The organism is Hymenobacter ruber, assembly GCF_054783255.1.
In genome coordinates, this window is the sequence record NZ_BAAGQX010000002.1 from 238,974 (window position 1) to 257,165 (window position 18,192).

Annotated in this window: 13 protein-coding genes; 9 read left to right on the forward strand and 4 right to left on the reverse strand. The window is 59.9% G+C overall.

The genetic code is table 11. From position 1 onward, the window contains the following. The first annotated feature begins 29 nt into the window (after positions 1–29). The 4 genes from rplI (at position 30) to priA (ending at position 8,182) form a co-directional block, all read left to right on the forward strand. Positions 30–473: a bL9 family ribosomal protein gene (gene rplI / locus ACYVM5_RS01695; RefSeq protein WP_460608914.1), complete on the forward strand. Its 444-nt coding sequence runs from the start codon at positions 30–32 to the stop codon at positions 471–473. 170 nt (positions 474–643) lie between these two features. Then, positions 644–3,367, forward strand: a complete 2,724-nt coding sequence (locus ACYVM5_RS01700) for a GSCFA domain-containing protein (RefSeq protein ID WP_460617434.1) — start codon at positions 644–646, stop codon at positions 3,365–3,367. A gap of 108 nt (positions 3,368–3,475) precedes the next feature. Beyond that, positions 3,476–5,572: a thioredoxin domain-containing protein gene (locus ACYVM5_RS01705; protein WP_460616451.1), complete on the forward strand. Its 2,097-nt coding sequence runs from the start codon at positions 3,476–3,478 to the stop codon at positions 5,570–5,572. A 66-nt stretch (positions 5,573–5,638) separates the two neighbouring features. Next, positions 5,639–8,182, forward strand: a complete 2,544-nt coding sequence (gene priA / locus ACYVM5_RS01710; RefSeq protein WP_460616452.1) for a primosomal protein N' — start codon at positions 5,639–5,641, stop codon at positions 8,180–8,182. 95 nt (positions 8,183–8,277) lie between these two features. On the opposite strand, the gene ACYVM5_RS01715 is transcribed toward priA, so the two are convergent. Continuing rightward, the gene (locus ACYVM5_RS01715; RefSeq protein ID WP_460616453.1) at positions 8,278–8,910 is read right to left on the reverse strand and encodes a hypothetical protein; all 633 of its coding nucleotides are present in this window, start codon (positions 8,908–8,910) and stop codon (positions 8,278–8,280) included. A gap of 215 nt (positions 8,911–9,125) precedes the next feature. Here ACYVM5_RS01715 and ACYVM5_RS01720 point away from each other — a divergent pair, with 215 nt between their 5' ends. The 3 genes from ACYVM5_RS01720 to ACYVM5_RS01730 all read left to right on the forward strand — a co-directional run bounded on the left by ACYVM5_RS01720 (position 9,126) and on the right by ACYVM5_RS01730 (position 11,713). Continuing rightward, positions 9,126–9,926, forward strand: coding sequence for a class I SAM-dependent methyltransferase (locus tag ACYVM5_RS01720; RefSeq protein ID WP_460616454.1), 801 nt, complete (start codon positions 9,126–9,128; stop codon positions 9,924–9,926). A gap of 103 nt (positions 9,927–10,029) precedes the next feature. After that, on the forward strand, positions 10,030–11,289 hold the full coding sequence (locus tag ACYVM5_RS01725) for an S-adenosylmethionine:tRNA ribosyltransferase-isomerase (RefSeq protein ID WP_460616455.1): 1,260 nt from the start codon (positions 10,030–10,032) through the stop codon (positions 11,287–11,289). Between the two features lie 115 nt (positions 11,290–11,404). Continuing rightward, the gene (locus ACYVM5_RS01730; protein WP_460616456.1) at positions 11,405–11,713 is read left to right on the forward strand and encodes a hypothetical protein; all 309 of its coding nucleotides are present in this window, start codon (positions 11,405–11,407) and stop codon (positions 11,711–11,713) included. A 95-nt stretch (positions 11,714–11,808) separates the two neighbouring features. Here the strand turns inward: ACYVM5_RS01730 and ACYVM5_RS01735 are convergent, their stop codons facing one another. Next, positions 11,809–12,045, reverse strand: a complete 237-nt coding sequence (locus ACYVM5_RS01735) for a hypothetical protein (RefSeq protein WP_460616457.1) — start codon at positions 12,043–12,045, stop codon at positions 11,809–11,811. A 138-nt stretch (positions 12,046–12,183) separates the two neighbouring features. On the opposite strand from ACYVM5_RS01735, the gene ACYVM5_RS01740 reads away from it, so the two are divergent. Both ACYVM5_RS01740 and ACYVM5_RS01745 read left to right on the forward strand, forming a co-directional pair. After that, positions 12,184–12,648, forward strand: coding sequence for a hypothetical protein (locus ACYVM5_RS01740; RefSeq protein WP_460616458.1), 465 nt, complete (start codon positions 12,184–12,186; stop codon positions 12,646–12,648). A gap of 33 nt (positions 12,649–12,681) precedes the next feature. Next, complete coding sequence (locus ACYVM5_RS01745) at positions 12,682–13,593, forward strand: prohibitin family protein (RefSeq protein WP_460616459.1); 912 nt, start codon at positions 12,682–12,684, stop codon at positions 13,591–13,593. Between the two features lie 73 nt (positions 13,594–13,666). Here ACYVM5_RS01745 and ACYVM5_RS01750 read toward each other — a convergent pair whose 3' ends face one another. Both ACYVM5_RS01750 and ACYVM5_RS01755 read right to left on the reverse strand, forming a co-directional pair. Then, the gene (locus tag ACYVM5_RS01750; RefSeq protein ID WP_460616460.1) at positions 13,667–15,085 is read right to left on the reverse strand and encodes a RagB/SusD family nutrient uptake outer membrane protein; all 1,419 of its coding nucleotides are present in this window, start codon (positions 15,083–15,085) and stop codon (positions 13,667–13,669) included. 21 nt (positions 15,086–15,106) lie between these two features. Continuing rightward, on the reverse strand, positions 15,107–18,130 hold the full coding sequence (locus ACYVM5_RS01755; protein ID WP_460616461.1) for a SusC/RagA family TonB-linked outer membrane protein: 3,024 nt from the start codon (positions 18,128–18,130) through the stop codon (positions 15,107–15,109). Between the last annotated feature and the right edge of the window lie 62 nt (positions 18,131–18,192).

The window sequence follows — 18,192 nt, forward strand, 5'->3', positions numbered from 1 at the left end:
GTCCTCCGCTTTCACATCTTAATCAAGACATGGAAATTATCCTCAAAGACGACGTTAAGGGCCTCGGGTACAAGAACGACATCGTGACCGTGAAATCGGGCTACGGTCGCAACTTCCTGTTGCCGCAGGGTCTGGCCATGCTGGCAGACAAGACGAACAAGAAAATCACGGCTGAGAACGTGCGTCAAGCCGCTCACAAAGCCGACAAAATCAAAGGTGACGCCCAAGCTATTGCTGACCAAGTTGGTGGCATGGTATTGGAAATCCCCGCTAAGGTGGGTGAGAGCGGCAAAATCTTCGGTCGCGTAACCACCCTGCAATTGGCCGACGCGCTGAAAGCCAAGGGTGTGGACATCGACCGCAAGCGTTTGTCGTTCGACCAGGAGCCTGCTTCGGCTGGCGACTACACCGCTACGGCTAACCTGCACAAGGAAGTGAAGCACACGATTAATTTCCGCGTTGTAGCCGAGTAGTCTCGGTTCCTTTGCTAGATTGAAAAAGCCCTGCCTGCTGGCGGGGCTTTTTTTATTCCGGTTCTCGGGCCATAGCCCGGTTACGGGCTATTTTTGCTTTAATGTTTAGAACTGAATTGACAATTGCCCCGGCCGCTGGCCAACTGGCGCGCACAGCACATGTGCTCACCATGGGCTCGTGTTTTGCTGACAGCATTGGCTCGCGGCTGGTAGCGAACAAGGTAGAGGCGCGGGTGAATCCATTTGGCACCGTGTTTCAGCCGCTGGCGCTGGTTCGGTTGTTGCGCGCTGCCGCCGGCGAAGACATGGACTGGCAGCGGCATCTAGTACAGGCGCGGGGCCGCTGGCAGAGCTACGACTTGCACGGCAGCATCGGGGCCGATTCGCCGGTGGAACTGCTTCAGTACATTCAGGAAGTGGTGCGGCAAACGGGCGAGTTCCTGCGCAATACGGATGTGGTGATGCTGACGCTGGGGACGGCCTGGGCCTACCGGCTGCGCGAAACCGGTGAACTGGTAAGCAATTGCCACAAACAGCCGAGCGACTTGTTTGTGCGCGAATTGCTGACGCCGGATGAAATCATCAACGCGCTGGCCGAGACGCACGCATATCTGCGACGCATCAATCCTGAGCTGCGCTTTGTGCTGACGGTGAGCCCGGTGCGGCATTTGAAAGACACACTGCAACTGAATGCAGTGAGCAAGTCGGTGCTGCGGCTGGCTACCCACATTGTGAGCGACCTGCTGCCCGACGTGGCCTATTTCCCAGCTTACGAGCTGTTGGTGGACGATTTGCGCGACTACCGCTTTTATGCTTCGGATATGCTGCACCCGTCGGAAGTAGCGGAGGATTATATCTGGGAGAAGTTTGCCCGGGCGTATTTCGATGCTGATTTTGGCCGTTTCCGCAAGGAATGGGCGGCGGTGCGGCAGTCGCTGGGCCACCGGCCACTGCACGAGGGTGCGCCCGAACACCGGCAGTTCCTGGAAAGCACCCGCGAAAAGCTGGAGCAGCTGAGTTTGCGTAAAGTAGACGTGGCCGATGAGCTGCGCACGGTGCGGGCGCGCATTGCGGCCCTGCCGGAGCCGATACAGCCGCTCTTGGTAGCCGAAGAGCTGGAGGACGATGAAGAACGGATTGACATTGGCGAAGGCGCTGAAGTTTCGACAGCGACGCGCGTTGCACCAATTAATGCCGCCGCTGAGCAGCCCACTGGCAGCACCGAAACCGGCCGCCCCCCACGCTTATCGCCGGAAGAATTCCGGGCGCAGCGGGCGGGTCGTTCGGGTCGGCCTGAGCGTGGACGGCGCGATGGCCGAGGCAAAGGCCAGGTGGCCGCTCCTAGCGAAACGGAGGCTTTCCAGGCCGCAAGTTTTGGTGAAGCCGATGAATTCGCGCAGCAGCCTTTCCTAACAAATACTGATGCCGGAGAAGCTGAGTTGATTCCCGTAGCCGCCGCCTCTGAATTTACGGTTGGAGCACCGAATCCGGAACAGGGCGCAGATGCTGCCGAGCAGGAACAAGGACGCAAGAAGAAACGCCGTTCACGAGGTGGAGCCAAGCGCACGGCGCGCAAGCACGCATTGCGTCTCGCGGCTGAGTTGGGCGTAGACCCAAGCCAACTACCGGCTTCGGAAGCGGCTTTGGAAGCGGCAGTTGGTGCATTGCCTGCGGGGCAGAGCATCCGTCCGGAGACGCAGAAATCCAGCGTTATCACCAAATCGCAGCCCGTGAAACGGGGTGGGCGGCGCAACGAGCCGGGCCGCGTTTCTCGCGTAGAGTTGTTTGCCACTCCACCTACCGCCGAAAGTTCGGTTTCGGAAACGCCAATGGTGGATGCGGAAGCATTTACACCCGCTGATTTTGAAGCAGTGGCGATACCGGACGCACTGATTACCAGCGCTGAATCTGACATTGCTATTACTACTTCCCGCAGTAGCCGCAACCGGAAGAAGAAAAAGGCCCGAAAACTAGCTGCAAGCATTGATGACGCCGGTGCTGCAGCTTTAGAAAACATAGTAGCTACGCATCAAACCCTGCCAATAGCCAGCGCGGAGCAGCTTTCCGAGCCATCAGAATTGGTTAGTGAGAACCGCCGCGAGAATACGCGTCAGCCACAGGAACCGGTGGCGGCTTTGCCGATAAGTGGGCAAGCTACGGCTGTCGTTGCGACGACAGAAGTATCGGATGCAGTGGATGCGCCCGTTACAAACCCAGCCCCAGCCAAGCAGACGAGCCGTAAGCGACGGGCTGCAGTTGGCGGCCGAGCGGTGAAGCCGGACGTTGACACGCCGGTAATTCCAATAGCTGACCCGTCGGTAGTCCGGACGCAAGTGGCTGCCGGCCGCATGATGGGCACCTCGGCCTCGCTAGTAGCTTCTGCCCCCGAACCGAAAGCTGTCGCAACCAAAGCAGTAGCCCCAAAGGCTGCAGTAGCTAAGAAGGTTACGGCAAAAGCTAAACTGGCAAAAGTGCCCGTAGCACCAACGCCCGAAGTGCTGGCCATGCCAATGGCGACGGAAGCTTCGTCTGCGGCCACGCCCCCAACGCTGAAGCGTAAGGTGGCAGCAAAAGCAAAGGCCGTCACGGCTCCGGCTTTGCCTAAAATGAAGGCTCCGGTCGTTACTACGGACACGGCCTCAACAGTCGCCAAAGACTCCGTACCGGCTAAGAAGGCAGCTAAATCCGCTCAAAAGTCCGCGGCTCCGGCAGCAGAGCAAAAAGTGGTGGCAGTAGCTAAGGCCGCTGCCAAAAAAGCCGCGCCTAAAGCGGCGACCTCAAAGCCAGCTGCCTCGAAAAAAGCGGTTGTCAAGGCTGGTAAACCGGCTATTGTAACCGAAACGCCAGTTGCTAAATCAGCCGCCAAACCCAAAACACCAAAAAAATCAGCTTAACCTCTGATAAAAGCCCGCTGAAACCCGGCGAGTTGCGTTATTTATTGCCCAAGCCCGGCCTTTTTCGCCGGGTTTGGTGTTTTAGCACCTCCCCTACTCCGCATCCTTATGGCCCACGCTGCTTCGCACACCAACCGTCTCGCCCAGGAAACCAGTCCTTATCTGCAACAGCATGCCCACAACCCCGTGGACTGGTACCCGTGGGGACCGGAGGCGCTGAACCGGGCGCAGACCGAGCAAAAGCCTATTCTGGTCAGCATTGGCTATGCGGCCTGCCACTGGTGCCACGTGATGGAGCGTGAGTCGTTCGAGAACGAAGCGGTGGCGGCGGTGATGAACACGCATTTTGTGTGCATCAAAGTTGACCGCGAGGAGCGGCCCGATGTGGACCAGATTTATATGGATGCCCTGCACGCGATGGGCCTGCAGGGCGGCTGGCCCCTGAATGTGTTTCTGACGGCCGATGCCAAGCCTTTCTACGGCGGCACCTACTTCCCGCAGGGCAACTGGACCAAGCTGCTGACCAATATCGGTCAGGCTTACGCCGGCGAGCACCGCGCCGAGCTGGAACAGTCGGCCGAGCGGTTTATGGAGGTGATTGGCAAGAGCGAACTGGCCAAGTACGGCGGTCACAACCGCAACGAGGCTCAGGAAGCCGACTACGCAGCCTTAGAAGCCATCGGTGTAGCGCCGGAAACCGGCCAGGCCGGCGTTTCCGACGATGAATTCAAGCTGCTGGTGTACAACCTCAGCACGAATTTCGACCGCGAGCGCGGCGGTATGAACCGCGCCCCGAAGTTTCCGATGCCCAGCATCTGGCGGTTTTTATTGCGGGCGCACGCCATCAGCGGCAGCCGGGCAGTGCTGGACCAAGCCGCGCTGACCTTGCGCGAAATGGCCTGGGGCGGTATTTACGACCAAGTGCACGGCGGTTTCGCCCGTTATTCGGTTGATGGCGAATGGCTGGCTCCGCACTTCGAGAAGATGCTGTATGATAACGGCCAAATGGTTAGTCTTTACAGCGAGGCTTATCAGTTGACCAAGGACGAGCTTTTCCGGGAAACGGTGTACGACACCATCGAATTTATCCGGTTGGAACTGACGAATGATGAGGGCGGCTTTTATTCGTCGCTCGATGCTGATAGCGAGGGTGAGGAAGGCAAGTTTTATGTGTTCACGAAGGACGAATTGCGCGAGATTCTGGGCGATGAAGAGCCGCTGTTTTCCGACTACTACAACTGCACGGCCGTGGGCAACTGGGAGCACGGCCGCAACATCCTGCACCGCCGCGAAACCGACGAAGCCTTTGCCGCCGCCCACCAACTGGCCCCCGGCGTGCTGCCGGAAATCGTCGCGGGCTGGAAACAGAAAATCATGGCCGTGCGCGCCACCCGCGTGCGCCCCGGCCTCGACGACAAAGTTCTGACCGGCTGGAATGCCCTCATGCTGCAAGGCCTGACGGATGCCTACCGGGCTTTCGGTGAGCCCGAGTTTCTGGTGATGGCCGAGCATAACGCCCGCTTCATCGAAGCCAATCTGCGCGATGGTGCGGGCTTGTTCCGGACCTGCAAAGACGGCCGGGCCAGCATCAGCGGCTTTCTGGAAGACTACGCGCTGGTCATTCAGGCTTACATCAGCTTGTACGAAGTGACCTTCGCCGAGAAATGGCTGCGCGAGGCCGAAGGACTGACGGAGTATGTGCTGGCCAACTTCTTCGACCCCACCGAAACGCTGTTTTTCTACACCGACAGCCGCGCCGAGCCGCTCATCGCCCGCAAAAAAGAGCTATTCGATAACGTAATTCCGGCCTCAAACTCCATCATGGCGCACAACCTGCGCCGCCTGGGTCGCCACCTCGAAAAGGCCCAATACACCGACCTGGCCGCCGAAATGCTGCGCCAATTGTGCCATCTGGTGGTGAAAGAACCCCAGCACCTCACCAATTGGGCCTCGCTTTATGCGGCACTCTTGCGGCCGGGAGCCGAAATCGCCATTCAAGGCCCCGCGACGGAGGAATTCCGCGAGGAACTTAGCCGGCATTTTTTGTTTGATACGGTGCTGGCCGGCACCGAAGCAGCGTCGGAACTACCGTTGCTGAAGTTGTTGCCCACGCCCACAGACGGCCGCACCGCCCTGCACGTGTGCCGCAACTACGCCTGCCAGGCCCCGGTGTATAGTGTGCCGGACGCGCTGGCGGCGCTCTAGCGGCGGCGTCGCGGTTCGTGCTACGGCCCTGTTATCTTTACTATCCGCCCCTATGCTATACCTGTTTTGAGTCTTACGCTTGATTTTATTGCTCCCGTGGCCGCGCCCTCGGCCGACCGGGTGACATTGTTTGCCGACGTTATTCTGCCCCTGCCCTTGCCCCGGCTCTACACCTACCGGGTGCCGTATGAGCTGAACGACAATGTGGTGATTGGGGGGCGCGTCATTGTGCAATTTGGTGCCAAAAAGACGCTCAGCTGCATTGTGGCGGCCGTGCACGAAACCGCGCCCAAGGATTATCAAGCCAAGTACATCCTCGAATTCATTGATGATGCGCCAGTAGTCACCCAGGCGCAGCTCAAGCTGTTTCGCTGGATGGCCGACTATTATATGTGCACTATCGGCGAGGTGATTAATGCCGCGCTACCGTCGGCGCTGAAGCTCAGCTCGGAGTCGCGCATTCAGCTGCACCCGGGGTTTTCGCGGGAGGAGAACGAGTACCCACTTTCCTCCCAGGAAATGTTGATTGTGGATGCGCTGGGCGTGGTGGAAGACGGCAAAGCCCTGACCTTTACTGAGGTGGGTGACCTGCTCGGCATCACTTCCTTCCATAAAGTCATCAAGTCTTTGATGCACAAGGATGTCATTTTTCTGTTTGAGCACACGGCCGACAAATACGCGCCCAAAGTGGTGAAGAAGGTGCGGCTGGCCCACCATTTCGTGTCCGAAGCCTCGCTGGAACTGCTCTTTGAGCAGCTTGCCAGCAAGCCCAAGCAGCTCGATGTGCTGATGAAGTACCTCCAACGGGTGCCGGTATACCAGAACGAGCACTCCAACCAGCACGGCATCGAGAAAGCGTATCTGGCCAGCAGCCCGCACCTCTCGGCCTCGGCCGTAAACACGCTCATCAAAAACGGCGTGTTGGAGCAGTTTGATGTGATTGTGAGCCGCTTCCCCCTCGAGAACGAAGGTGCCATTCATCTGAATTTCGCCCTCACCGAGGCCCAGACCACGGCACGGGACGAAATCATGGCGCACTTTGGCGAGAAGGAAATCGTGCTGCTGCACGGCGTGACGGGCGCGGGCAAAACCGAGATTTATATCGACCTCATCCGCAAGGCGATGGAAGGCGGCGGACAGGTGCTGTACCTGCTGCCCGAAATTGCCCTCACGGCCCAGATTGTGACGCGCCTCATGCGCGTATTCGGCTCGCGGTTGGGTGTGTACCACTCCAAATTCTCCGACAACGAGCGAGTGGAGGTGTGGAACGGCGTGCTCTCGGGCCGCTTTCAGGTGGTGGTGGGCGTGCGCTCGGCGGTGTTTTTGCCGTTCGATAATTTGTCGCTGATAATAGTCGACGAGGAGCACGAATCGAGCTACAAGCAGTACGACCCCGCCCCGCGCTACAACGCCCGCGAAGTAGCCCTGATGATGGCCAACTTTCAGGGAGCCAAAACCCTGCTGGGCTCGGCCACACCAGCTGTCGAAACCTATTACCAGGCCAAACAGGGCCGCTATGGGCTGGTGAGCCTCACCAAGCGCTTTGGCGAAGCCGGGATGCCGGAAATTGAGCTGGTAGACACCCGCAAGGCCCGCGAGCAGAAAACCATGCACAACCACTTCACTGCCGATTTGCTGGGTGAAGTGGAGCGCACCCTAGGCCGGAAAGAGCAGGTGATTTTGTTCCAGAACCGGCGCGGCTACGCGCCCGTGGTGGCCTGCCAGGACTGCGGCTGGATACCGAAATGCACCAACTGCGCCGTGAGCCTGAGCTACCACAAGCACAGCCACGAGCTGCGCTGCCACTACTGCGGCTACCACGACAGCATGGTGAGCAAATGCCCCGCCTGCGGCTCCCGTGCCGTGAAAACGCAGGGCTTCGGCACCGAAAAAATTGAGGACGACCTCAAAATCATGCTCCCGCAGGCCAACATTCAGCGGATGGATTTGGACACGACCCGCGCCAAAAACAGCTACCAGCAAATCATCGCCGACTTTGAGAAGCAGGCCACCAACGTGCTGGTAGGCACCCAGATGGTGACCAAAGGCCTGGATTTTGCCAACGTAAGCCTCGTGGGCATCATCAACGCCGACAGCATCATTCACTACCCCGATTTCCGGGCGCACGAGCGCGCCTACCAGATGTTTGTGCAGGTGAGCGGACGGGCCGGACGGAAGGGCAAAAAGGGCAAGGTCATCATCCAGACGGCCGACCCCACGCAGGTGATTTTTGACAAGGTCATCCGCAATGACTACATCGAGTTTTACAACTACGAAATCGTGCAGCGGCACGAGCACGGCTACCCGCCCTTCATGCGCGTCATCAAAATGACGGTGAAGCACATCGACCAGAACGTGGGCGAGGCCGCCGCCATTTTATTGACGCAGGAGTTGGTCGACCGTCTGGGCCGGGCCGCCGTGCTGGGGCCGGAAGCGCCCTACATCTTCCGCATTCGCAATTTCTATTTGCAGGAAATCACCATCAAGCTCGACCGGGCCCACACCGTGCTCAAGCAGGCCAAGCAGCTGATTGGTGAAGCCATGGACGTGGTGAAAGACCAAAAGGAGTTCAAACAGGTGCGCCTCGTGGCCGACGTGGACCCCATGTAGGCCGTTAGTCATTCCTCAATGGGAGTACTGCCCATCAAAAAGCCCCGACTGCTTCAATGCAATCGGGGCTTTTTGATGATGAAAAGCGCAAGGGCTTACAGCTCGTCGAGCAGGTACAGGATGATGAGCACGATGCCGATAATGGCCAGAATAAGACCCAACAGGCCGATGATACCGCCAATGGTGCCGCCCACTGCGCCACCAACAATGCCCACCAGCAAGCCAACCAGCAGCAGAATCAGTCCCTGCCGCAGCTTGCCGTCAAGGCGGGCCGTGCTGGCCGTATTATCGTGGCGGTTGAAGGTGGCTTTTTGCGATGCCTTCTCCAGTTTCTTGCTTACCTTATTGAGGGCCACGCGCTGCAGGAAGCTCAATTTGGCGGGGGCAGCGGCGGGCGCGTTGGCTACTACGGTAGCGTTGGTCGCCGGCGTTTCAGCCACCACCGCTTTTGTAACGGGGGCCTTGGCTACCGGAGCCGACTGGGCAACGCGTGCGGCGGGTGCAACTGCCACAGCGGCAGCAGCCGGAGCAACAGGGGTGGCTGCCGGGGCTACATCAACCGTTGCAGGCGTGGCGGCAGCTGGCACGGGCGTAGCTACCCGCGTAACGCCGTGGTAGGAGCTACCCTTGGGCAGCATGGCGTATTCGGAACGGCTGCAGCTACCCAGCGTGAGGGCACAGGCAGCAAGCGCAATCAGTTTGGCGAAGGGAGGAAAAAGGTTCTTCATAGGTATGCGGGTAAGAGAAAAATTGATTGCGCATTCTACGGCAAAAATTACAAATAGGCGATTCTTTGGAATTACTTTATTTGTTCCGCCGATTCTTAAAACCGTTTTCCGGCACGGTTCCCGCTACGTCTCAGCTTGTTTCCAATCGGGCGCTGGCTGAACGTAGCGCAACAAATTGCTGTTGAATAGCCTGTATGTGCTTACTTGCAAACCGTATGAAATACTGTTTTTCTACCTGGCAACGGGCTTTGGGCGTAGTAGGAATAGGGACGGGAGCCGGAGTGCTGGTAATGAGCTGCACGCAGCTACCGGCTGAAACCCGCCCCTCGATGAGTAATGAGCGGCGCATGCAGGCCATGATGGTGGCCGATACCAGCGGCTACGAAATCGCTTCGCCCCGCGACCCCAACGGCATTGGGACCTACTACCTGGGACGGCAGATTGCCCACGTAATGGGCCACGAGGGCGCGAGCTGGCTGGAGCGCAAAGGCCGCCGTCAGGAAGAAGGCACCGACTTATTGTTGAAAGAGCTGAACCTGAAACCCACCGATGTGGTGGCCGATATTGGGGCCGGCACGGGCTTCTTCTCGTTTCAACTAGCCAAAAAGGTCCCCAAAGGCCAGGTGCTGGCTGTTGATATTCAGCCCGAAATGATTGCGGCACTGCAGGAAAACAAGCACCGCCAGAAGGTGACCAACGTGCGCCCGGTGCTGGGCACCACCACCAACCCCGGCCTGCCCGCCGACAGCGTGGACCTGGTGCTGATTGTGGATGCCTACCATGAATTTGACCACCCGCGCGAGATGGGCCGCGCCATTCGACGGGCTTTGCGCCCCGGCACGGGCCGGCTGGCGCTGGTGGAGTACCGGGCCGAAGACCCCACCGTGCCCATCAAGCGCATTCACAAGATGAGCATCGGGCAGGCCCGCAAGGAAATGGCCGCCGTGGGCATGGTTCTGGCCGATTCCATCGAGACGCTGCCGCAGCAGCATCTGCTGCTCTTTAAGAAGCCCTAATAGCACAAGTACCCCGGAATTTTATTTCGGGCCGCCAGAACGTTAATCGTTCAACGGCCCAAAATGGAATTCCAGGGTACAAGTTCTGTCCGACCTTTGCGGGATGAACCCCGACCCGCGCCAGCTTTCCATCCTCGATTTCACCTATCCGCTGCCTGCCGAGCGCATCGCGCCGGAGCCCCTCCCCGACCGCGCCGCCAGCAAGCTGCTGGTGAGCCGCCACGGCCAGCTCACCGATAAAACCTTCCGCGACCTGCCCGGCGAGCTACCGGCCAGCGCACTTCTCGTTTTCAACGATACCCGCGTGGTGCGCGCCCGGCTGCTGGCCCGCCGGCCCACCGGGGGCCAGGTCGAGCTGTTTTGCCTGGAGCCCGTGGCCCCGCACCGCAGCCTGGAGCTGGCGTTGCAGCAAACCGGCCACTGCACCTGGCGCTGCCTGGTGGGCAACGGCCGCCGCTGGAAAGAAGGCCCGGTAACCCTGGACTTCACAGCCGCTGACGGCCAGCCCGCCACACTGCATGCCGAGCGTCGGCTACAGGAAGCCGGCACGGCGCTGATTGACTTCCGCTGGGAGCCGGCGGAGTTGCCGTTTGCCGAGGTGCTGCGCGCGGCCGGCCATTTGCCCCTGCCCCCTTACATCGACCGCCCTGATACGGCCACTGATGCCGTGCGCTACCAGACCGTGTATGCCGCCGCCGAAGGGGCCGTGGCTGCTCCTACTGCCGGCCTCCACTTTACCCCCGAAATACTGGCTGAGCTACAGGAAAAAGGCTTTTCAACGGGCCACGTTACGCTGCACGTGGGCGCGGGTACCTTTCAGCCGGTGAAGGCCGACCACATGGCCGGCCACCCCATGCACACCGAGCCCATTCTGGTCACGGCCGGGCTGCTGCGCCAGCTGCTGGCCCACCGCCCCCGGCCGGTAATCGCAGTAGGCACCACCAGCCTGCGCACCCTGGAAACGCTGTACTGGCTGGGCGTGGGCCTGTTGCATTCCGCAAATGCCGCTACGGAGCCAGCCACATCGGCCGTATCCGAACTGCAGGTATCGCAATGGCAGCCTTACGAAATGGCCGAAGTGGCGGCCCGCATCAGCCCCGAAATGGCCCTGACGGCCCTGCTGCAGCACCTCGAAGCCACCGGCACCGATACGCTGCAAGCCAGCACGCGGCTGCTGATTGCACCGGGCTATGAGTTCCGGTTGGCCAATGGGCTGATTACCAATTTCCATCAGCCGGAAAGCACCTTGCTGCTGCTGGTAGCGGCGCTGCTGGGACCAAACTGGCGGGCAGTATATGAGCACGCCCTGGGCCACGACTACCGATTCTTGAGCTATGGCGATAGTTCATTACTACTGCCCTGAAGCGGCGGAAATCCGGTTTTCAGGCGCCGGTCCAACTGCGGCACATTCCTTGCACCAACCTTTGCAAGTAGGGAGCGTACAAAGCCCTCATAACCCTTTTTCTTCTTTTGACCCCATGAAAAAAGTAACCCTGTTGCTCGCCCTTTCCGCTTTTGCTACTGCTGCTTTTGCGCAAACCACTCCCACCACGGAAGTTAAAACCCGCGACAACGGCACCACCAAAGTGGTAACCAAAACCGGCAAAACCAACGTTGGCCAAGCCCTCGAGAACACGAAAGATGCCGCTGGCAACGTGGCCCACAAAACCGGCCATGCCATGAAGCGTGGTGCTCAGAAAACCGGCCACGCCGTGAAGCATGGTGCCAACAAAGTGAGCGCCAAAACCAAAGAAGGCACCGAAAAAATGGAAGCCAAAACCGAATAGTCCTTTCCAAGAGCTGTTCCTTTCCGCTTTCCAGCAAGAGAAACCCCGGCCCAGGTCGGGGTTTTTTCTTGCCCTGGTGCGAAGGACTGCGGCGTTTACTTGACGCTGGGTTTTTCGCGCAGCTCGTGCAGCACTTTTTCTACCACGCCGCGCCCAAACAGGCTGAGGCCGGAGTTGAGCACGACCAGGGCCGCCGTGCCCGCCATTATCCACCTGGAAGCGGGCTGGCGCTGGTCTTTCAGGCTGCCGGCCCAATGCACCATACTGGCCCCCGCGCCAACGGTGGCCAGCCCCAGGGGGGCAAAAATCAGCCATTTGCTTTTGTGCGTCATCGAAAAAAAAGCTGAGGGTGTAATGATGAGCCAAGGGCGCCGATTCAGCATCTGGGCTGCTATCCGCACGTACCTTTCGGCTTTCTGCTTACGCACCGCGCCGAGCCGTGTTTCGGCCCCGGATTCCGCCTTCGCTTTATGACGCCTTACGAACAACTGCTGCACCTTTCCTTCATCGCCCCCAACGACGTGAAGTACTACCTCACCCCCAATGCTTTGCAGGCCTACGACCTGCTGCGCAAAGCCCCGCCCGCGCAGTTACCCTTCCGGTTCGAGCAGGTGCGGCTGGGCCTGGCCATGAGCCTGCTCAAGCTGGTATCGGAGCTGGGCGACCACGACGAAAGCCGGCAGGTGCTCGATGTGCTGCACCGCGCCCTGAACGAGGCCCGCTCGCCCGAGGATATCGACCGCATCATCGGCCGCGAGGCGCGCCTGTTCGACCGGCTTTACGAAAACCTGTACGTGAACGAAGAAGGCGAAGAGCTGCTCAACCTCTTCGGCCGCACGCTGGATGCCGACGCGCCCGAGCTCCTGGAAGAAATAGCGCAGGAAGGCGTGGACCTGGCCCGCACCCTGGACTTTGGTTCCGACGAGGACGAGTAAACTTAAGCTGCCAACCCCAAATCCTGCTTTCTCATGTTTCTCAGCATTCTTGGTTTTATCATTCTGGTGCTGGGGCTGAATGCCTCCCGCTTCTCTGAGCGGCTGGAGCGGCTGCGCGGCGGCCTCGTTTTCCTGGGCGGTGCGTTTCTGATTCTGGGGCTGGCCCTGAGCACGGTGGTGCAGGTGGGCGTGGGGCAGGTAGGTGTGCAAACGCTGTTTGGGCAGGTGCAAAAGCGCGTGCTGCAACCGGGCTTGAGCATCGTGAACCCATTGGTGGACGTGACGCGCTTCGACACCCGGACGCAGAACTACACCATGTCGGCGCAGCACGGCGAGGGCCAGCAGTCGGGCGACGACGCCATTCGGGTGCTCTCGGCCGACGGGCTGGAAGTGGTGATTGACCTCACCGTGCTCTACCACGTGGTGCCGGCGCAGGCTCCGCACATTCTGGCCACCATTGGCGAGGATTATCAGGACAAAATTGTGCGTTCCATTTCGCGCACCCGCATTCGGGATAATGCCGTTTACTACGATGCCGTGGCGCTTTACTCCACGCGCCGCGAGGAGTTTCAGGCCCGGATTCTGGCCGCCATCGAGAAGGATTTCCGGACCAATGGCCTGCAGCTCGACCAGCTGCTCATCCGCAACATCCAGCTGCCCGAGTCGGTGAAACGCAGCATCGAAAGCAAGATTTCGGCCGAGCAGGACGCCCAGAAAATGCAGTTTGTGCTGCAAAAGGAAAAGCAGGAAGCCGAGCGTAAGCGCGTAGAGGCCCAGGGCATTGCCGACTACCAGCGCATTGTAAACACCGAACTGAGCGACAAGCTCCTGCAGTACGAAACCATCAAGGCCAACCAAGCCATTGCCACCTCGCCCAATGCCAAGGTCATCATCATGGGCGGCGGGCGTGGTGCGGCACCGCAACTGCTGATTGGCGACAAATAACGGTTTTAAGTTTGCGCAAAAAAAGCCCGCTCCAACGCATTGGAGCGGGCTTTTTTGTGCAAGCGACGCAGAATTAGAAGCCGGGGTTTTGTATCAGCAGCTCGTTCAGGTTGATGTCGTGCTGTGGGATGGGCAGAATCAGCTTGGGGTCGTTGGCATTCACGGCCGGCGTGGTGCCGGAAGCCGGCACGATAACCGCATTGGTCCGCTTGAGGTCGTAGATGTGGAAGCCTTCGAAGGCCAGTTCCAGCTGGCGCTCGTGCAGCACGTCTTCGAGCGTAACGGTGGTGAGCGGTGTAGCGCCCGAGCGCGTCCGGATGCGGTTTACGTCGGCCAGGGCATCGGCAGTGTTGCCGGCGCGCACATCGGCTTCGGCCCGGATGAGGTACATCTCGGCCAGGCGAATGATGGGAATGTTCTGGCCGTAGGTGCGGTACTTGATGCTACGCAACCGGCCGGGCCGGGCCCCATCGCCGAGGTAAATGAGCTTGCGCGTGGCCGAAGCGGCCAGCGAGTCGGTGCCGCGAGCATCGCTGTCCTCATACTGCGTGGAGAAAGCGGGCAGGATGCGTACATCGCCCCGGCCCACGCCGCCGTCGCTGGCGAAGTAGGTGGCCAGGCCGTCGTTGGACGTGCCAGCGTTGTTCTGGTCGTTTTGTTGAAGCTCAAACAGGGTTTCGCTGCCGTTGCGGTTGGCGAAGATGGCGGCCACCGAGCCCGCCAGCGACTTCCCGCTGTGGGTAATGACGTCATCGGCGGCAGTGCGGGCGTCTGCGAAGTTGCTCTGCTGCAAGTACACGCGGGCCAGCAGCGCCTCGGCGGCGTAGGTGGTGGCGCGGGTGCCGTTGCTTTCGGGCAGCTTTTGCATAGCAATGGTCAGGTCATTAATTACCTGGGTATAGACTTGCGCCACAGTGGCGCGGGGCAGCTTCACAGTGGCCTGGTCAACCGTAGTGTTGGCCGAGAGTGTGATGGGCACGCCCAGCTGCGCATTCGCGGTGCCGGGCTGGTATTGCTGGCCGTAGAGCCGGACCAAATCAAAATACAACAAGCCGCGCACGAAGCGGGCTTCGCCCTCATACTGCGCCTTCAGGTCGGCATTCGTCACCACGGGCAGGGCGCTGAGCACCAAGTTGGCCTGGTTGATGTCCTCGTAGGCCCGCTGCCAGATGCCGGCGGCCGTGGTATTAAGCGAGGTGAACGACGAGCGGGTGGCAATCTGGCGGTAATTGGTAAACGTGCCATCCCAGCGGATGTAGTTCTCGGGGCCAATGAGCTCGGGCACCAGAATGAGGTCGGTACCGTAGAGGCGCGGGTCGTCGAGCTTGGCGTAGAGGCCCACTACGGCACCGCCCACTTTCTCGGGTGTGGTGAGGGCAACTGACACGTCGATGCCTTGTTGCGGGGCAATGTCCAGCGGGTCTTTGCAACCGGTGAGGCTCAGCCCCAGGGCCAGGGCCAGCACGGCTGGCCGAATAAAGGTATGTTTCATATCGGAGAGGAGGTCAAAAGATTAAAAGCCCAGGTTAACACCGGCCAGGAAGGTTTTGGCCAACGGCGGCGTGTAGAAGTCGTGGCCCAACACCGTGTTGGCATTGTAGAGGCCCGATACTACTTCGGGGTCGTAGCCGGTGTACTTGGTGAAGGTGGCCAGGTTCTGGCCTGTCACGTAGATGCGCACCGATTGCAGGTAGCCTTTCTTCACCAAGTCGGCGGGCAGGTTGTAGCCCAGGGTGATGTTTTTGAGGCGGAAGAACGAGCCGTCCTGAATCCAGCGCGACGAGGTGCCCGTGCCATTGCCTTCGCCGAAGCGGGCCTGCGGAATGTCGGTGATGTCGCCCTTTTTCTGCCAGCGGTTGAGCTGGTCGATGGTCTGGTTATCAAAGAAGTCGCCGTTTACCGACTGGTAAATGCCCGCGCCGTTATAAATGTCGTTGCCAACGGTGAACTGGCCCAGGCCGCTCAGGTCGAAGCCTTTGTAGGACATATTGAGCGTGACGCCGCCGGTGTATTTCGGGTTCGGATTGCCCAACTTCTGGTCGACTGCGTTGGCGTAAACACTGGTTTTCGAGCCATCGGCCGTGTAGTAGAGGGCATCACCATTATCGGGGTCAACACCAGCATATTTTTTACCCCAGAACACACCAATGGGCTCGCCCTGACGCACGCGGCTCAGCGTGTTGCCGCCGGGGATGATTTCATCCTTCAGCGTGGTGATGATGTTGCGGTTGAATGAGATGTTGCCGCCCACGCTCAGCTTAAAGTCGCCATCTAGTACGCGGCCATTCAGGGCCAGTTCCAGGCCGCGGTTGCGCAGCGAGCCGATGTTCTCGGTAATAACGCTGTAACCGCCCGTGTAGGGCAGCTGGCGGTTGAGGAGCAGGCCGGTGGTGGTTTTCTGGTACACGTCGGCTTCGCCGGTGATGCGGTTGTTGAGGAAGGCGAATTCTACCCCCAGGTCCACCTGCTTGGTGTTTTCCCAGGTCAGGTTGAGGTTGCCCAGCGTGTTGAGCGGGGCCGTGCCCGACTGGTCGGCATAAGGCAGCGCAGCGAACAGTGAGCGGGAAGCAAAGTTGGCAATTTCGGCGTTGCCGGTGAGGCCGTAGCTGGCGCGCAGCTTCAGGAAGCTCACCACCGAATTATCCTTCAGGAAGCTTTCTTCCGAAACCACATAGCCCACCGAGCCGGCCCCAAACGTGCCGTATGGGTTGTCCTGCCCGAAACGCGACGAGCCATCGCGGCGGATGCTACCCGACACCAGGAACTTGTTGCGGAACGCGTAGTTGAGACGGCCGAAGTAGGAGATAAACGAGAAGCCCGTGCCGAACGACTGGTTGCCGCTGGTTTTCACGGCGGCGCTGGCAATGCGCGTAAACTCCGGCGTGGGGAAACCGCGGCCTTCGGCGGCCGTCAGCTTGGTATCGGAGCGCTGGTATGAGTAGCCGGCTAAGGCCTCGAAACGGTTGTCATCGCCGAGGTTGAAGCCGTAGGTGGCCGTATTGTTGGTGGTGTAGTTGATTACCTGCGTCTGGGCGCTGTAGGCGTAGCCCGTGGAGCCGCCGTCCTGCGTGCCGGCGCCGCGCACTAGGTCTTCGTTCAGGTTCAGGAAGTCGCCGCCCACTTCGGTGCGCAGCGTCAGGCCCTTCAGCGGCTCCCAGCTCAGGTAGGCGGTGCTGAACGAGCGGAAGTTACCGGCGCGGTTGCTGCCGAGCTGCTGGTCGAGCAGGTTGTTGTAGTAGAGCGTATTGGGGTTCAGCTTGCCCGAGGTGGGGTCGTACACCGGCTGCAAGGGCGGCAGGGCGTTCAGTTGCAGAGGGTTGGCAAAGGCGTTGTCGTCCGAAACCCGGTCGTTCACTGAGCGGGTGAGCGAGAGGTTGATGCCCACTTTCAGCTTTTCGTAGATGCTGTGGTCGAGGTTGAGGCGAATGCTGCCCCGCCGGAAGCGGTTGCCGATGATAATACCCGTCTGGTCGTTGAACGTGCCGCTGAGGTAAAAGCGAGTTTTGGCATCGCCGCCGGCCACGCTCAAATCGTACTGGCTCACCGAGCCGTGGTCGCGGAAAGCCTGGTCGCCCCAGTTCGTATCGGAGGTCGAGTTGTAGTCAATCCCGCCGAAATCGGCGAAAACTGCGGCTACGTCCGGGTAAGCATCCGGGTCGGAGGGGTCGACGTAGCCCGCATTGAGAATGGCTTCGCCGAACAACTCCTTGTATTGCGCCGAGTTCAGGAATTTCCGCTTGCGGGTGGGCGTGCTACGGCCCACGTAGTAGCCCACATTCACTTTGGTCTGGCCCTGGCGGCCTTTTTTGGTGGTCACAATCACCACGCCGTTCGAAGCACGCGAGCCGTAGATGGCCGACGACGAGGCATCCTTGAGGATGGAGATGCTCTCGATGTCGTTCGGGTTGAGGTCGGCCAGCGGGTTGGCGCCGTCGGTGTTGGCCTGCGACTGGTCCTGCGAAGTCACCGGAATGCCGTCAATCACATACAACGGCTGGTTGGAGGCCGTAACCGAGGCCGAGCCACGTACCCGAATCTGCACGCCGGCGCCCAGTTTGCCCGAGCCCTGGCTGATGGCCACGCCCGGCGTCCGGCCCTGAATGGCCTGCTCAAAGCTCACCACCGGCTGGTTTTCCACGTCCTTGGCCGAGAGTTGGGTCACAGAGCCCGTCAAATCAGCTTTGGTCTGCGTGCCGTAGCCCACCACAATGGCTTCGGTAAGTTCGGTGGTGCTGGTGGCCAGCGTCACATTGAGCGTGGTTTGGCTGCCCACGGCCACCGTCTGTGCCTTGTAGCCTACGGAGCTGATTACCAGCGTGGCGTTAGGCTGCACAGTCAGGCTGAAATCACCATTGGCACCGGTGCTGATGCCGTTGGTGGTGCCCTGTTCCAGCACCGTCACGCCGGGAATGCCCCCGCCATCGGTCCCGACTACCCGGCCGCTGATGGCCCGGCTTTGGGCCCAGGCCGAAGCGGAATAGAGGCACGCTGCAAAGAGCAGCAGTAGCCTTAAGTGAGTAATAAGTTTGTGTTTCATGGAAAAGTGGGTAAACTGTTAGAAATGAATAAACCCCCGAATAGCAATTCGGGTAAACCGCA

Coding starts and splice junctions, on each gene's coding strand:
- rplI (WP_460608914.1), top strand. CDS start 30: ATGGAAATTATCCTCAAAGACGACGTTAAGGGCCTCGGGTACAAGAAC.
- ACYVM5_RS01700 (WP_460617434.1), top strand. CDS start 644: ATGGGCTCGTGTTTTGCTGACAGCATTGGCTCGCGGCTGGTAGCGAAC.
- ACYVM5_RS01705 (WP_460616451.1), top strand. CDS start 3,476: ATGGCCCACGCTGCTTCGCACACCAACCGTCTCGCCCAGGAAACCAGT.
- ACYVM5_RS01715 (WP_460616453.1), bottom strand. CDS start 8,910: ATGAAGAACCTTTTTCCTCCCTTCGCCAAACTGATTGCGCTTGCTGCC.
- ACYVM5_RS01720 (WP_460616454.1), top strand. CDS start 9,126: ATGAAATACTGTTTTTCTACCTGGCAACGGGCTTTGGGCGTAGTAGGA.
- ACYVM5_RS01725 (WP_460616455.1), top strand. CDS start 10,030: ATGAACCCCGACCCGCGCCAGCTTTCCATCCTCGATTTCACCTATCCG.
- ACYVM5_RS01730 (WP_460616456.1), top strand. CDS start 11,405: ATGAAAAAAGTAACCCTGTTGCTCGCCCTTTCCGCTTTTGCTACTGCT.
- ACYVM5_RS01735 (WP_460616457.1), bottom strand. CDS start 12,045: ATGACGCACAAAAGCAAATGGCTGATTTTTGCCCCCCTGGGGCTGGCC.
- ACYVM5_RS01740 (WP_460616458.1), top strand. CDS start 12,184: ATGACGCCTTACGAACAACTGCTGCACCTTTCCTTCATCGCCCCCAAC.
- ACYVM5_RS01745 (WP_460616459.1), top strand. CDS start 12,682: ATGTTTCTCAGCATTCTTGGTTTTATCATTCTGGTGCTGGGGCTGAAT.
- ACYVM5_RS01750 (WP_460616460.1), bottom strand. CDS start 15,085: ATGAAACATACCTTTATTCGGCCAGCCGTGCTGGCCCTGGCCCTGGGG.
- ACYVM5_RS01755 (WP_460616461.1), bottom strand. CDS start 18,130: ATGAAACACAAACTTATTACTCACTTAAGGCTACTGCTGCTCTTTGCA.